The following is a 13539-nucleotide window of genomic DNA, read 5'->3' as shown; positions in this document are numbered from 1 at the left end:
GTGTGCTCAACGCACACCGCCATTTTTATTGCAGCATATTAGTAGTGATGCGATTCAACTTCGGGCTTTTTCTCACTTAAGCGGCGGTCTGGCGCACTTAGGCAGGCCACAATGCCAATCAGGGCGATGGCGGCACTAAGCAGGAAAACATGGCGGAATGCGAGGACACCAGCTTCCACCATTGCTTGCCTTTCTTCAGGCGTGGCCGTTTGCAAAGCGCCTTCTACCATTTCACCAATGACGTCGGTTGCGGAGACAGACAAGGACAGCCCTGCAGGCGTGTACTGTTGCAGTAGCGCAAATAATACGGCTGTGAGTACTGCGATGCCGATGGCAGCTCCGAGTGACCGGGAGAATGAAATCAGGCCGGTTGCAACACCCAAGTGTCGATGCTCCACGGCGTTCTGCGCCGCCACAGCGGAAGTAGGGAGTAGCAAACCAATGGCAAAACCACCCAGCGATGTGCAAAGGATAATCAGTAGCGTGCTGTCGGCCGGGGTGTACGCTGTTGCAGCCATGGCGATCGGAAGAATGACCGTGCCGGCTAGTTGCAGACGCCGATAGTGTCCCAGCTTCGCCATGAGTGAGCCCGCGATCCAGGCGCCAACGGGAATTGAAAGCGATAAAGGCAGTAATTGTACTGCGGCCTCATCCGCACCTGCGTGGGTTAGCATTTGTAGACGCAATGGAATCAGGATTGTCATGCAAATCATTTGAATGAAAGCGATAAAGAGCATGAGGCTGGACGCTGCCACAGCGCGATTTCGCAAAAGCATCAGTGGAATAACCGGGTCGGGTGCTCTTTTTTCCTGCCATATGAACGAGGCCAGAACAGCGACTGAAACGCTGTATAAAAGCAGATTCAGGCTTTCGGTGATTGCGGTGCCATGACCCACCCGGCTGATGGCAATGAGCAGGATGGCTAACCCGACAGTAAGCAGCAAGGCGCCCAGGTAATCAATACTGCGGCGCAGTTTCGGAATGGGGAGTTTGTCTAGAGCACGGCGCGCAGTGAGGTAGGCCAGCACGCATAGCGGAACATTGATCCAGAAAATCCAGCGCCAGGATATGTATTCGGTCAGCAGTCCGCCGACGACCGGACCCGTTACGCTGGCAATGGCAAAGGCGGTGCTAATGTATCCCTGATAGCGGCCACGATCACGCGGGGAAATAATATCGCCCACAATTGTTTGCGACACAGCCAATAAGCCGGCACCGCCCACCCCCTGAATGACGCGGGCCAGAATCATGACCGGCATGGTGGTTGCCATGGCGCATAGAACGGATGACAGCAAGAAAATGACAATGGCGCTGAACAACATAAGACGGCGCCCGTATATGTCACCCAACTTTCCATAAATGGGGGTGGCAACCGTCATGGCAATCAAATAGCCTGAAATGACCCATGCCAAATACTCTACGCCGCTTAAATCGGCCGACATCAAGGGTAGGGCTACTGCCACAATCGTTTGTTCAAGACCGCCGAGAAAAATGGCGACCAGCAAGCCGAGTACAACGCGTTTGGCTTCGTGGTGAGTGAAAGTAATGGTGCTCGATGAATCCGACATATAGGGTAAATGGTGAGCTTGTGACGTTTGAGTCGAAGCGAAATAGTAGACAGAAAAGCGCTATTCTAAGCTATGTTGATACATCAATAAGGGTTTTTCCGCGTAGCCCCTCGGGAACCTCTTCGCTATCATAGCAGCACGTTTTATAAATAAATTACCGTTTCATATTTAAAACACATTTCGATTTTTCTTCTGTTTTTTTAATTTGGATCCGCCAGGAGGTCGCTATGAATACACGTTTCTCTCGCCGGTCACTTATCAAGTCGGCCGGGGCCGCTGCGGTAATGAGCGCACTGCCCATGCGTTTTAGCTGGGCGAACAATCATCCCACCAAAGTTGGTGTCATTCTACCCACCAGCGGTGTTTTGGCGTTTCCGGGGCAGGCGTCCCGGCGCGGGGTTGAGTTTGCCGGCATGATCAACAAAGAACGTAACGGCCCGGCTATGGAGTTGATTTACGCAGATACCGAATCCAAGGCTGAAAACGGTCGTGTGGCTGCCGAAAAGTTGATTCGTGAGGGGTGCTCGGTTTTGATTGGCTGCTGGGATACTGGTGCGACCATTTCCGCCGCTCAGGCGTGCGAGGCAGCCAAGGTACCGTTGGTCATCAATATCGCTTCGGCGCCTCAAATTACCGAGCAAGGTTTTACGCAGATTTTCCGTAATTTCACGCCGGCCACGCAATTGGTTTCCAATGCGGTGCAGCGTATTCGGGAACTGGCCGCCAAAACCGACGACCCACCTAAAACCGCGACGGTGCTCTATGTGAATGACACATTCGGGCAGTCGGCACTGAAAGCCATGCAGGCTGAGTGGGCGAAACAGAACTTGCCAATCGAAATTCTGGATACGATCGGCTACGACGTTCGTGCCAAAGATTTGTCTGTTGAAGTGGCAAAAGCCAAGGCGACCGGCGCTGAGTTGTTATTGCCGATTACCCGTGTCAACGATGCAATTATGATTGTTCGCGAAATGGTAAAGCAAGAATACAACCCCAAAGCCATTATCGGCCCGGGAAGTCCTGGGCCTTACGAAAAAGCGTTTACTGATGCATTGGGTAAGTACGGCGACGATTACATGGTGTGTGTGCCATGGTTGAATGTGAAGAATCCGCGCGCGGTGGAGTTGGCCAAACGCTTTGAGGCAATGGACAGCAAAAACCGTTTTGAGTTGAATGTGGGATTTTCTTACGAGGCGGTTGATATTGTGGCAGACGCCTTGCGTCGGGCCAAGTCGAATGACGCAGCCGCCATTCACGCGGCACTTAAAACCACCGATATTAAAGACCACGTTATGTGGGGCGGTCCGATTCAGTTTAACGAGAAAGGCCAAAACCCCAACATTGGTGTTGCTTTGCTGCAAAATCAAAATAGTGAGCCGACGGTAGTTGGTCCGGCCGAAGCCGCAGTGGCTGAGGTGGTGTATCCGATGCGTCCGTTCAACGAACGCTGATTTCGCGTTCAAATGACGGTGCTTTGGATGGAGCCCCTTCCGTGAAGGGGCTCTGTTTAGTTTGTTTGTTCCAAGCCTGAAAGGTTTTCCATGTATTCTTTGTACGCCAATGTGATTGCAGGCGGCGTTCTCATCGGCATTGTTTATGCGCTTATTGCGCTGGGCCTCACTATTATGTTTGGGGTGATGCGGGTAGTGAACTTTGCCCACGGTGAACTTGTGGTGCTGGGTATGTATATCGGCTATTTGCTTTGGCTTTCGCTCGATATTACGCCGGTTATGGCCGTGCCGCTGTCCGCAATCATCATGTTTTGTGTCGGTTATGTCTTGCAAATCGGTTTGATCAACCGGTTCATTCGGCGCCCGCATCATGCTCAGTTCATTTTATTTATAGGTCTGGCACTCATCATTACCGGCATACACATGCTGGTGTTCGGCCCCGATGCGCGTTCTATCGCCGACCCGTCAAGCTTTGAAACGTACGAGGTTTTCGGCTTGCGTCTGGATGCGGTTCGCTTATATGGTGCTGCAGTGGCTTTGGTGATGATTGCCCTATTACTGCTTTTTCTGCGTTACTCCACAACAGGCTCCGCTATTCGGGCCGCCGCTGATAACCAAACCGGCGCTCAGGCGATCGGGTTGCGGGTAAATCGCTTATATGCGGTCACCGCAGGTATCGGTGTGGCGTGTGCAGGTGTAGCGGGTACATTGATTTCCCCCATTTTTGACACACAGCCTTATCTGGCTGGTGAACTAACCCTACTGGCTTTCATTATTGTCATTATTGGGGGAATGGGAAGTTTGATGGGCGCCTTAGTGGGCGGCATTCTGATCGGAGTATCGGAAAGTGTCGCAGCACTACTCATTAATCCGGCCATGAAAGCCATGTTCTCTTATGGGTTGATGATTCTGGTGCTGTTGTTGCGTCCGCAAGGTTTATTTGGAGTAAAGCAACGATGAATAATGCAACAACCCGAATGTGGGGTGGGCTGGCTATTGCGTTCTTCGCCATTATGGCTTTTCTACCTGTCGTCACATCCGATTCCATCGTCGCTGTGCTTACCCTGATCATGATGTTTGCTTTTTTCGGGCAGGCTTGGAACTTGATGATGGGGTATGTTGGGCAGTTGTCGCTGGGGCACGGTTTATATATTGGTTTGGGGGCATATGCCTGCGCCGTGTCGGTGGGCACTTTCGGCCTGTCGCCATGGCTGGGTATCCTGATTGGTGCAGCAATCAGTGCCGTCGTGGGCGCATTTGTGGCCTGGCTGGGTTTTCGCTTCGCTGTAAAAGGTATTTATTTCACCTTGCTAACGATTGCGGTTGCCGAAATGGGTCGTTTGTCGTTCGAAAACTGGTCGTTCGTAGGGGGCAATGCCGGGTATTTTCTGCGTGTCGCGCAAGACACACATCCGTTGCTTAGTTTACGCGGCGGTACGACGTTCTATTACTTTTGTTTTCTGGTGCTAAGTATTCTGGGCTTCTGGGGAACGGCATTATTGATTCGGTCTCGCTTGGGTTATTTTTGGCGGGCGATCAGGGAAGATGAGGATGCAGCGCGCGCGATTGGTGTGCGAGCGTTACGCCTAAAAATTCTGGCTGTCATGATTAGTGCCGCCATGACCAGTGTGGGTGGTTCTTTCTATGCGTTACTTAGCGGTAGCCTGTTTCCCGACACGATGATGGGTATGCGCTTTTCAATTGAAATTATTATTGCGCCTATTATCGGTGGGATGGGCACGTTGTTTGGTCCGATCATAGGGGCGTTTTTTGTGATTCCCATTAATGAGATTTCAAATCACGCGGCGCAATCAATGGGGATTTTTGGTTTGAACACATTAATTTATGGTGTGTTGATCTTGATGGTGATTGTGTTTTTGCCGGATGGCATTTGGCCGCCTGTTGCAAAGCGAATTGAACGATGGATGAAGGGGGGGGCGTCGTCATGAGTCAACCCAAACCATTACTTCAGGTTCAGGGCATTACTAAGCGTTTTGCCGGTTTGACTGCGGTAAGCCAGGTAAGCTTCGATGTTCCCGAAGGTAAGATCATGGGTCTGATCGGGCCTAACGGAGCGGGTAAAACGACTTGTTTTCAAATGATTGCCGGTGCAATGAAACCAACGCAAGGAAGCGTGGTTTTTGATGGTCGCTCGCTCGACGGCCTGAATCCCGAGGAAATCTGCGAATTGGGTATTGCCCGAACCTTTCAAGTCGTGCGTCCGCTGCAAGAGATGACCGTGCTTGATAACGCGATGGTTGGCGCTCTGCTGCGTGCACCTTCGTTAGATGAGGCGCGCGATTTGGCGGCGAGTACGCTTGATCAGATTGGGCTTGGCGCCAAAAAAGATATTCTAGCCATGCACCTAACTTTACCCGACCGCAAGATGCTGGAATTGGCCAAAGCACTCGCCACCCAACCACGTTTATTGCTGCTTGATGAGGTGATGGCCGGCCTGCGACCTACAGAAGCCGACGAGGTAATAGCGGTTTTGCGCAAGCTGAACGGTGAGGGTCTAACGATTGTGTTGGTAGAGCACGTTATGCGAATTTTGATGTCGATCGCCGATCACGTTGCCGTTTTGCACCATGGTGAGTTAATTACCCAAGGGACACCCGATGCGGTGACGCGCGATCCGAGAGTGATTGAGAGTTATTTGGGCAAGGGGGCGAAACATGGCCATTGAAAATAACGCGGCGCCTATACTTGCAGTTGAAAACTTGAAAGTACGTTACGGAGAAGCCGAAGCGTTAGCCGACGTAAGTTTGCATATTCTTCCCGGTGAAATTGTTTCAGTAGTGGGGGCGAACGGCGCGGGGAAAACGACCTTGATTCGCACCATAGCGGGCATGGTGAAGGCTGCGCAAGGGCGTGTTGTGTTTGAAGGGCAGGATATTACCGGTCTTGATAGCACCGGTGTTTGTGAATTAGGTATTGCACAGGTACCGGAAGGGCGGCAAATATTCCCCAGCCTGAGTGTTGTGGAAAATTTGCGCTTAGGTGCTACATTGCGTCGTGCGCAGGCCGATCGTAAACAGAACCTGGATCGTGTTTACGAAACCTTTCCACGTTTGGCGGAGCGATATAAACAACTGGCGGGCACCCTTTCGGGCGGAGAGCAGCAAATGCTGGCGATTGGCCGTGCACTTATGGCGAATCCGCGTTTGGTGATGTTCGATGAACCTTCGTTGGGCCTATCACCCATTCTGACCGAAGAAATGTTCGGCGTCGTCAGCAGCTTGCACGACAGTGGTTTTAGCGTAGTGCTGGTAGAACAAAACGTGGTGGAGTCGCTTGAGTTATGTGATCGTGCATACGTGCTGGAAACAGGTAACATCGCGCTGGAAGGGGACGGCAAAGCCTTGCTGGGGGACGATCGCGTTCGCCAGGCATATTTAGGGCTTTAATTAAAGTCCGCGGCCCTCGGGGTTAACTGACTTATCTCGCAACGGATTAAGCAGGGGCTTCAAGCCGTTGTGATCCATTTCCTGCAGTAAGGCAAGCAGACGCCCGATTTCTCCGGGCGGGAACCCCGTGCGTGCAAACCAGTTCAGATAGTGCCCCGGCAAGTCGGCCAGCAAGCGGCCCTTGTATTTGCCGAAGGGCATTTGCCAGGTAACGAGTTTTTCCAGGTCGTCGGGGTGCATTTCACGCTTTACGCTTCATTAACCTGCTTCTTTTCGTTCAGCGCCTGCATAATTTGCGCTATGTATTCATAGGACTGTAATCGCAATGAGTGATCGTATATGTCCGATACGATCATGAGTTCGTTCACGCGCGTTTGCGTCAGAATACCTTCAAGTTTTTCATGTACGGTATCGGGTGAGCCGACAACCGACATGGCCAGCATGCGTTGTGCTTGCACCCGTTCATCGATAGACCAGTATGTATTGATATCGGCGATAGGGGGTTTGCTTAAACCGCGATCACCACGTAGTAAATTCGTTACCGACATACGCTGCGTGCTCGCCAGAAATTCGGCCTCTTCGTTTGAGGAGGCCACAATAATGTTGATGCCCATCATGCAGTATGGCGTTGCTTGCTGTTCGGAAGGCTTGAAGCGCGAACGGTAGGTTTCCAGTGCGGTATATAGATAATCGGGCGCAAAGTGCGAAGCAAACGCATAGGGCAGGCCGAACTCACCCGCCATGGCGGCGCCGAACGTGCTGGAACCCAATATCCATAAAGGTACATGGCTATTGGCACCCGGCACAGCACGGATACGTTGGTCGGGCTGAACAGGGCCTAATAATGCCTGTAATTCCAGAACATCTTGGGGAAAGTTATCGGCGCTGCCTGGGTGGCGACGCAAGGCGCGCAGAGTGAGTTGGTCGGTGCCGGGCGCACGGCCCAGGCCCAGATCGATACGGCCTGGAAAGAGGGCATCAAGTGTGCCGAATTGTTCTGCAATGACCAGCGGGGAATGATTTGGCAGCATGATGCCGCCTGCGCCGACGCGTATTTTTTCGGTGCCTTCCGCTACATGTCCAATGGCCACCGAAGTTGCAGCGCTGGCGATGCCCGGCATGTTGTGGTGTTCGGCCATCCAGAAGCGGGTGTAGCCCCATTGCTCTGCCTGGCGTGCCAAGTTGCGTGCATTGTTCAGCGATATTTTTGCGTTTCCATTTTCGCGGATACGCACGAGATCAAGAATCGAATACTTTGTCATCTGTTTATTTTAGCGCCGGTCGCGCCGATATTCCCAGGGTGCTTGCGCGTTCGGGTTTTGCCACAAACCGCGCTTTGCTTCCCGCGCACGCTGTTCCATCTGCACCAGCATCTTATCGTGCTGATACTGTCGATACACCCACGCTGCGCCCGATTCCAGCATGGTGGTGGCGACATCTTTCTGCCGGCATTCAACACCGGCCAGCAAACGGCCGTAATCATCTTTACCCACAATACTAAATGCGGCGGTACGGCCGCGCACGCACAGGCGGCGTAAGGTGTCGCGGGAGGTTTTGCCATAAGCCTGCCCGATTTCAGGCGCATCAATCTGGTGAATGCGAATCCGCACCGTGTCTTTCATACCTGGGCAGCGCGCGCGCATGCTGTCGCCATCGTGCACCGAGGTCACTTCACACTGAACCGTTTTGTTCCGCGTTTCCTCATTGCTGGGAACACGGCCTGCCGCCGTTGCGGCCGCGGATGAAAACAGTGCAGCCGCCAATAGAAAAAAACATTGTGCCCGATACTTCATACTTCACTTCTAGAGACAATAAAGCCGTAGTGTAACGGTTCACGCGCCTGTGTTTTTTTATGTCGTTCTTGTAACATTCAAGTCGATAATTGACGATTGAAAAGGATACGGTGTGCGCACAACTCAAGCAATTTCAGCCTGCTGGTTTCGCACCGACTTGCGAGTAGCCGATCAACCTGCATTGGCTGCAGCCATGCAGGCAGGCCCGACCGTCGCGTTTTATATTGTGAGTCCGGAGCAGTGGCGTATGCATGATGATGCGCCGATTAAACTGAATTTTTGGCATCGTGCTTTGGCGGAACTGGAAACTGAACTTGCTGCGTTGAATGTGCCATTCGTTGGGCTACATGTTAATACCTGGGCCGAGGTACCAGAGGCTGTGGCACAGTTTTGTGCGCAGTGGCACGTGGAGGCCGTGTATTGCAACCGCGAGGTGGGGGTGAATGAGCGCCGTCGGGATCGTGCCACGTATACACGTCTGCGGGGCGCGGGTATTGCGATGCATGGTTTTGACGGGCAGTTCTTGTTAGCCCCGGGGTCGGTAAAAACGGGTTCGGGCGGTCCGTATAAAGTATTTACGCCTTTTGCAAAGGCGTGTCGAATGCGTTTAATGGAAGGGGGCAACGCCGGATCGACAATAGGCGGCATTTCTCCGTTATCCGTTCCCAACCCGCAAGCGCCGTTAAGCACGGCGCTTCTGGCCTCTAACAAAGGCTTTCCCGCCCCCAGTGCCCTGAAAGCCTGGGCTGAAACGACCGGGCCGGCAATATCCAACACGTGTTGGCCGGCTTCATCTCAAGCAGCACATGCTCACCTGGAAGACTTCATCAACACCCGCATTGCGGACTACAAGCAAGATCGCGATTTCCCCGCCAAACCGGGTACCAGCCGGCTATCGCCGTATCTGGCTGCGGGCATTCTTTCGGCCAGGCAGTGCCTCTACGCCGCTTTACTGGCTAACCAGGGCGAGCTGGAAACCGGCCGAGCCGGTATTTTGACCTGGATTAACGAGCTGCTCTGGCGCGAGTTTTACCTGCATTTAATGGTGAGCTATCCGACGTTGTCGATGCATCGCGCCATGAAGCCGGAAACGGAAGCTGTGGTGTGGCGTGACGCGCCGGAAGATTTCGAGCGGTGGAGCAAGGGTGAAACCGGCGTACCGATTGTGGATGCCGCCATGCGCCAGTTGAACGGTACGGGCTGGATGCATAATCGCCTGCGTATGGTGGTGGCCATGTTTCTAAGCAAGAACTTGCTTATTGATTGGCGCCTGGGAGAGCGTTATTTTATGAAGCATTTGATCGATGGGGAGTTGGCGGCAAACAATGGTGGCTGGCAATGGAGCGCATCGACGGGAGCCGACGCCGCGCCGTATTTTCGCGTGTTTAATCCGGTGAGCCAGTCGGAAAGGTTCGACCCCGAGGGCGCATTTATTCGTCAGTGGGTGCCGGAGCTAAAACAGGTCGACGCCAGGGAAATTCACAACCCATCACCTTTAACTCGGGAAGGGTGTGGTTATCCAACAATGATGGTGGATTTAAAAGTAACGCGGCAGCGTGCGATTAATGCATTTAAAAACCTGAAAAGTAATTAAGTGCGAACATTATCTGGCAATGAGGAGTTAACCCGCAGTTAAGTGACGTGTGGGAACAGGGGGTGCGAAAAAGTATGAAGATATACAGAATTTTGGCAACGGCTTTTCTGCTTCATGCAGGTTCCATCGCTCAAGCACAAGCACCCGCCCAAACGCAATCTACTTCCGCCACCGTTCTCGACCCGGTTGTGGTGACGGCCACACGCCTCGAAACCGAAATCCTTGACACGCCCGCATCCATTTCTGTTGTTGAGGGTTACGATCTGCGTCGGGATCAGCCGCAAATCAATTTATCCGAAGGGCTTTCAAGCGTGCCGGGATTGCAAATTCAGAACCGTCAGAATTATGCGCAAGACCTTCAGGTTTCCATTCGAGGGTTTGGGGCACGCGCAACCTTTGGGGTGCGAGGTGTGCGGCTTTATGTCGACGGCATTCCTGCCACCATGCCGGATGGCCAGGGGCAAACGTCGAATATTGATATTGCGTCGATTGAATCGGTAGAGGTTCTGCGGGGGCCGTTTTCGGCGCTGTATGGTAATGCTTCGGGCGGGGTAATGGTGATCAACACCGAACGGGGTGAGTACCCGCCCAGCATCAGCGGCGACTTTTCTGCTGGTAGTTACGGCACTTATCGTTATGGCTTGAAGGCCGGCGGCATGCTGGATTTGGATGAAACAGAAATGGATTATCTAATAAGCGCCAACCGCTTCACCACGCAGGGCTACCGGGATCACAGCGGTGCGCGTAAGAATTTAATGAATATGAAATTAGGGTTTGATTTTGCCTCGGGCAACCGGCTAACCCTGGTAGCGAACTATGTTGATTTGAAGGCCGACGATCCGTTGGGTCTGACCCGGCAAGACTTCGAGCAAAATCCACGCAGTGTGGTACCCAACGCCTTGGCATACAACACGCGTAAAACCGTGCGCCAAATGCAGGGAGGCTTACGGTACGAACACCAACTGAATGCCGATAATGAATTAACGGCGCTGGTGTATGCGGGGCGACGCCATACCGTTCAATATTTAGCCATTCCTGATTTCGCGCAGCAGAACCCTTTGCAAGCCGGTGGCGTGATTGATTTAACCCGCGATTACTACGGCACCGACCTGCGCCTGACTACCCAACTTTCTTTGGCTAACCGACCGTTCACTCTTATTGTCGGCGTGGCTTACGATGCCATGAAGGAAGGGCGCAAGGGGTATCGAAATTACATTGATACGCCCCAAGGCCGGCAACTGGGTGTGCAAGGCGAACTGCGCCGGAACGAGCGCAATACCGTATGGAATTTAGACCCGTATATTCAAACCTCGTGGGAATTTGCCCCACGTTTTACGCTAGACCTGGGTGCGCGTTACAGCACGGTGCACTTCGATTCGACCGACCGTTTTCTTCAAGGTGTAAATGATGATGACAGCGGCAGCGCGCGTTACCAGGCGTTCTCGCCCGTGGGCTCACTGGCGTATGCGGTGTCGAATAATACCCAAATCTATGTTTCCGCCGGGCGCGGCTTTGAAACGCCTACCTTTAACGAACTGTCGTATCGCACCGATGGCGGGGCGGGGTTGAACTTTGGCTTGCAACCTGCTTATAGCACCACGTTTGAAGTGGGCTTTAAAACCATGCCCACAGAAAGCAGTTTGCTTACCGCCGCCGTATTTCAAACGCGCACGCGTGATGAAATTGTATCGGCGGGCAGTGTCAATGGCCGCACCAGTTACCAGAACGCCGGTCGCACCAAACGCACCGGGTTTGAATTGGCTTACCTGAACGAATGGGGGCGGCATTGGCGTGCCGATGTGGCCTACACATGGCTTAATGCCCGTTACCAGGACGATTGCGTTTCCGGCCTCTGTTCGAACCCAACCACGCCGGCCCAGTACCTGCAAGCGGGAAATCGCATTCCCGGTATTGCCGAACATGCGGTGTTTGCCGCGCTGGGGTGGATACCCCCCACTGGTTGGCGCGCAGGGGTGGAAGGGCGTTTTCTAAGTAATATTGCGGTGAATGACGGCAATACCGAATCGGCGCCATCGTATGCCGTGTTTGCCTTAAGCACTGGCTATACCTGGTTGGCCGGTCCGTGGGAAGTATCGGCCTTTGCCCGCGTGGATAATTTGTTTGACAAAGATTATGCCGGCTCAGTAATCGTGAACGAAGGTAATGGCCGGTATTACGAACCCGCGCCGGGGCGAAACTGGACGGCTGGGGTTCAGGCGGGATTTATGTTTTAAGGGTGTCTTTTGGTAGTTTCGTTAACGGCGTTGTCGACTACGCAAATCTTTAATCGATATCACCAGCGTAATCGACACCACTGAAACAATCAGGCCCAAACCCACCACCACGGCCACTGTCCATGAGGACGACAGGTTTAACGCAAAAAACGCAGCCGCGGTAATGATGGCGATGCCAATGGAAGAACCAATGCGCTGGCCCGTTTGCATAATGGCACCGGAGCTACCGGCGTGGCCGAGGGGCACTTCCGCCAAGGTAAGCGCCTGATTAGGGCTAATAACCAAACCTTGCCCCAGGCCGACGAAGGTAAGGGTTAACAGTAGCCACCAGACAGTGGCCAGATTGTAGGCGTGCAAAACGGCGACCAGCATACTGAGTGTTAGACCGGTCATGGCCAGAATTATGCCGCCAATGACAATTTGGCGGCCATACTGGATGATGCGTTTTCCCGCCCAGTTTGCGGCATAGGCTGAAACAAGTGCCGATGGCAGGCCGACCAGGCCGGCTTCCAGCGCACTTTTGCCGGCACCCAATTGAACATATAACGCTATCAGCACCCATACACTGGTCATGCCAAGGAAGTACAGCGTCATAATAAGGGCACCATTAGTAAAGCTGCTAATGGAAAAGATCGACAGGTCTACCATGGGGCTATTGCCGGTTCGCGCATACCATTGCTCCCATTTCACCCACGCAAACACCAGCAGCAAGCCCGAGGGTAACAGTATCCACGTGGCCGGTGAGCCACGAAACTGGACGAAAGGAAAGAGCACGGCTAATACGGCCAGGCCAAGTAGCGCAGCACCAATGGGGTCAAGCGCACGCAGCAGGCCGCCTGGGTTGTGGGCTAGTATCTCGGTGCCGCGCTTTTGTATAAGCGGGCGCGGAAACCAGCGCCAGCCCAGAATAAGCGTCGCTATTCCGAAGGGTACATTAATGAGAAACGTAAGACGCCAGCCCAGGTCGGGGCCACCCAGGTAAATTAAAAGGCCGCCGAAAACCGGCCCGAATGCCACGGAGAACCCCACTACGGTACCTAAATAACCAAATGCACGACCCCGCTCGTTACCCTGAAAGTATTGCTGGATCATGCCGATGCCCTGTGGGCTTAGCATGCCTGAGCCCAGCCCCTGAAAAAGGCGCGCGACGTTCAGCCACGCAGCGTCGGGTGCCAGCCCAGCGCCGATTGAGGCCAGCGTAAAAATTGCGACACCAATAAGGAAGAAGCCGCCACGACCCATAATGTCGCCCGCGCGTCCGGCGCTGACCAATACGACGCCAAACATCAATGCATAGCCCGATAGTACCCATTGAATATCGGATTGCGATGTCTGGAGCCCATGCTGTATGGAGGGTAGGGCCACGTTGATGATACTGATGGCCATGAGGGACATGAAGAGCGAGATGAGAATAACCTGTAAAACCCGCCATCGGGCGGGGTCAGGTTTGATGTCTTTTTGGCCGCGGGATCGTTTTTGGTTCATATTGGCC

Annotated in this window: 12 protein-coding genes; 7 read left to right on the top strand and 5 right to left on the bottom strand. The window is 53.4% G+C overall.

Annotated elements, in window-relative coordinates:
* Positions 1-38: 38 nt before the first annotated feature.
* Positions 39-1568, bottom strand: coding sequence for an MDR family MFS transporter (locus G9Q38_RS12160; protein ID WP_166131351.1), 1530 nt, complete (start codon positions 1566-1568; stop codon positions 39-41).
* A 227-nt stretch (positions 1569-1795) separates the two neighbouring features.
* Between G9Q38_RS12160 and G9Q38_RS12155 the strand changes: the two genes are divergently transcribed.
* The 5 genes from G9Q38_RS12155 to G9Q38_RS12135 all read left to right on the top strand — a co-directional run bounded on the left by G9Q38_RS12155 (position 1796) and on the right by G9Q38_RS12135 (position 6426).
* Complete coding sequence (locus G9Q38_RS12155) at positions 1796-3019, top strand: ABC transporter substrate-binding protein (protein WP_166131348.1); 1224 nt, start codon at positions 1796-1798, stop codon at positions 3017-3019.
* A 90-nt stretch (positions 3020-3109) separates the two neighbouring features.
* Complete coding sequence (locus G9Q38_RS12150; protein ID WP_114420870.1) at positions 3110-3979, top strand: branched-chain amino acid ABC transporter permease; 870 nt, start codon at positions 3110-3112, stop codon at positions 3977-3979.
* Positions 3976-4968, top strand: coding sequence for a branched-chain amino acid ABC transporter permease (locus G9Q38_RS12145; protein ID WP_166131344.1), 993 nt, complete (start codon positions 3976-3978; stop codon positions 4966-4968). Before G9Q38_RS12150 ends, G9Q38_RS12145 begins: the two co-directional genes overlap by 4 nt.
* Entirely contained in the window at positions 4965-5705 is a 741-nt protein-coding gene (locus tag G9Q38_RS12140; RefSeq protein WP_166131341.1) for an ABC transporter ATP-binding protein, read from the top strand. Before G9Q38_RS12145 ends, G9Q38_RS12140 begins: the two co-directional genes overlap by 4 nt.
* Positions 5695-6426 (top strand): ABC transporter ATP-binding protein, encoded by a 732-nt coding sequence (locus tag G9Q38_RS12135; protein WP_166131338.1) that lies wholly within the window; start codon positions 5695-5697, stop codon positions 6424-6426. The genes G9Q38_RS12140 and G9Q38_RS12135 overlap by 11 nt, the downstream gene beginning before the upstream one ends.
* Here the strand turns inward: G9Q38_RS12135 and G9Q38_RS12130 are convergent, their stop codons facing one another.
* From G9Q38_RS12130 to G9Q38_RS12120, 3 genes are read right to left on the bottom strand one after another with little or no spacing between them, the layout of a single operon-like run.
* Complete coding sequence (locus G9Q38_RS12130; protein ID WP_166131336.1) at positions 6427-6666, bottom strand: DUF3820 family protein; 240 nt, start codon at positions 6664-6666, stop codon at positions 6427-6429. It lies immediately after the preceding gene.
* A gap of 8 nt (positions 6667-6674) precedes the next feature.
* A complete protein-coding gene (locus tag G9Q38_RS12125; protein WP_166131333.1) occupies positions 6675-7688 on the bottom strand; it encodes an LLM class flavin-dependent oxidoreductase in 1014 nt (337 codons plus the stop codon).
* A 9-nt stretch (positions 7689-7697) separates the two neighbouring features.
* Positions 7698-8219, bottom strand: a complete 522-nt coding sequence (locus G9Q38_RS12120; RefSeq protein ID WP_166131331.1) for a thermonuclease family protein — start codon at positions 8217-8219, stop codon at positions 7698-7700.
* A gap of 112 nt (positions 8220-8331) precedes the next feature.
* On the opposite strand from G9Q38_RS12120, the gene phrB reads away from it, so the two are divergent.
* Both phrB and G9Q38_RS12110 read left to right on the top strand, forming a co-directional pair.
* Positions 8332-9813: a deoxyribodipyrimidine photo-lyase gene (gene phrB / locus G9Q38_RS12115; RefSeq protein ID WP_228276128.1), complete on the top strand. Its 1482-nt coding sequence runs from the start codon at positions 8332-8334 to the stop codon at positions 9811-9813.
* Between the two features lie 74 nt (positions 9814-9887).
* Entirely contained in the window at positions 9888-12047 is a 2160-nt protein-coding gene (locus tag G9Q38_RS12110) for a TonB-dependent receptor domain-containing protein (RefSeq protein WP_166131328.1), read from the top strand.
* Between the two features lie 21 nt (positions 12048-12068).
* Here G9Q38_RS12110 and G9Q38_RS12105 read toward each other — a convergent pair whose 3' ends face one another.
* Positions 12069-13532: an MFS transporter gene (locus G9Q38_RS12105; protein WP_166131326.1), complete on the bottom strand. Its 1464-nt coding sequence runs from the start codon at positions 13530-13532 to the stop codon at positions 12069-12071.
* Between the last annotated feature and the right edge of the window lie 7 nt (positions 13533-13539).

The sequence above is a fragment of the Pusillimonas sp. DMV24BSW_D genome, assembly GCF_011388195.1.
Classification (GTDB): Bacteria; Pseudomonadota; Gammaproteobacteria; order Burkholderiales; family Burkholderiaceae_B; genus Neopusillimonas; species Neopusillimonas aestuarii.
Note: the sequence above shows the minus strand (reverse complement) of the source record. Positions and strands in the feature narration are given on the sequence as shown.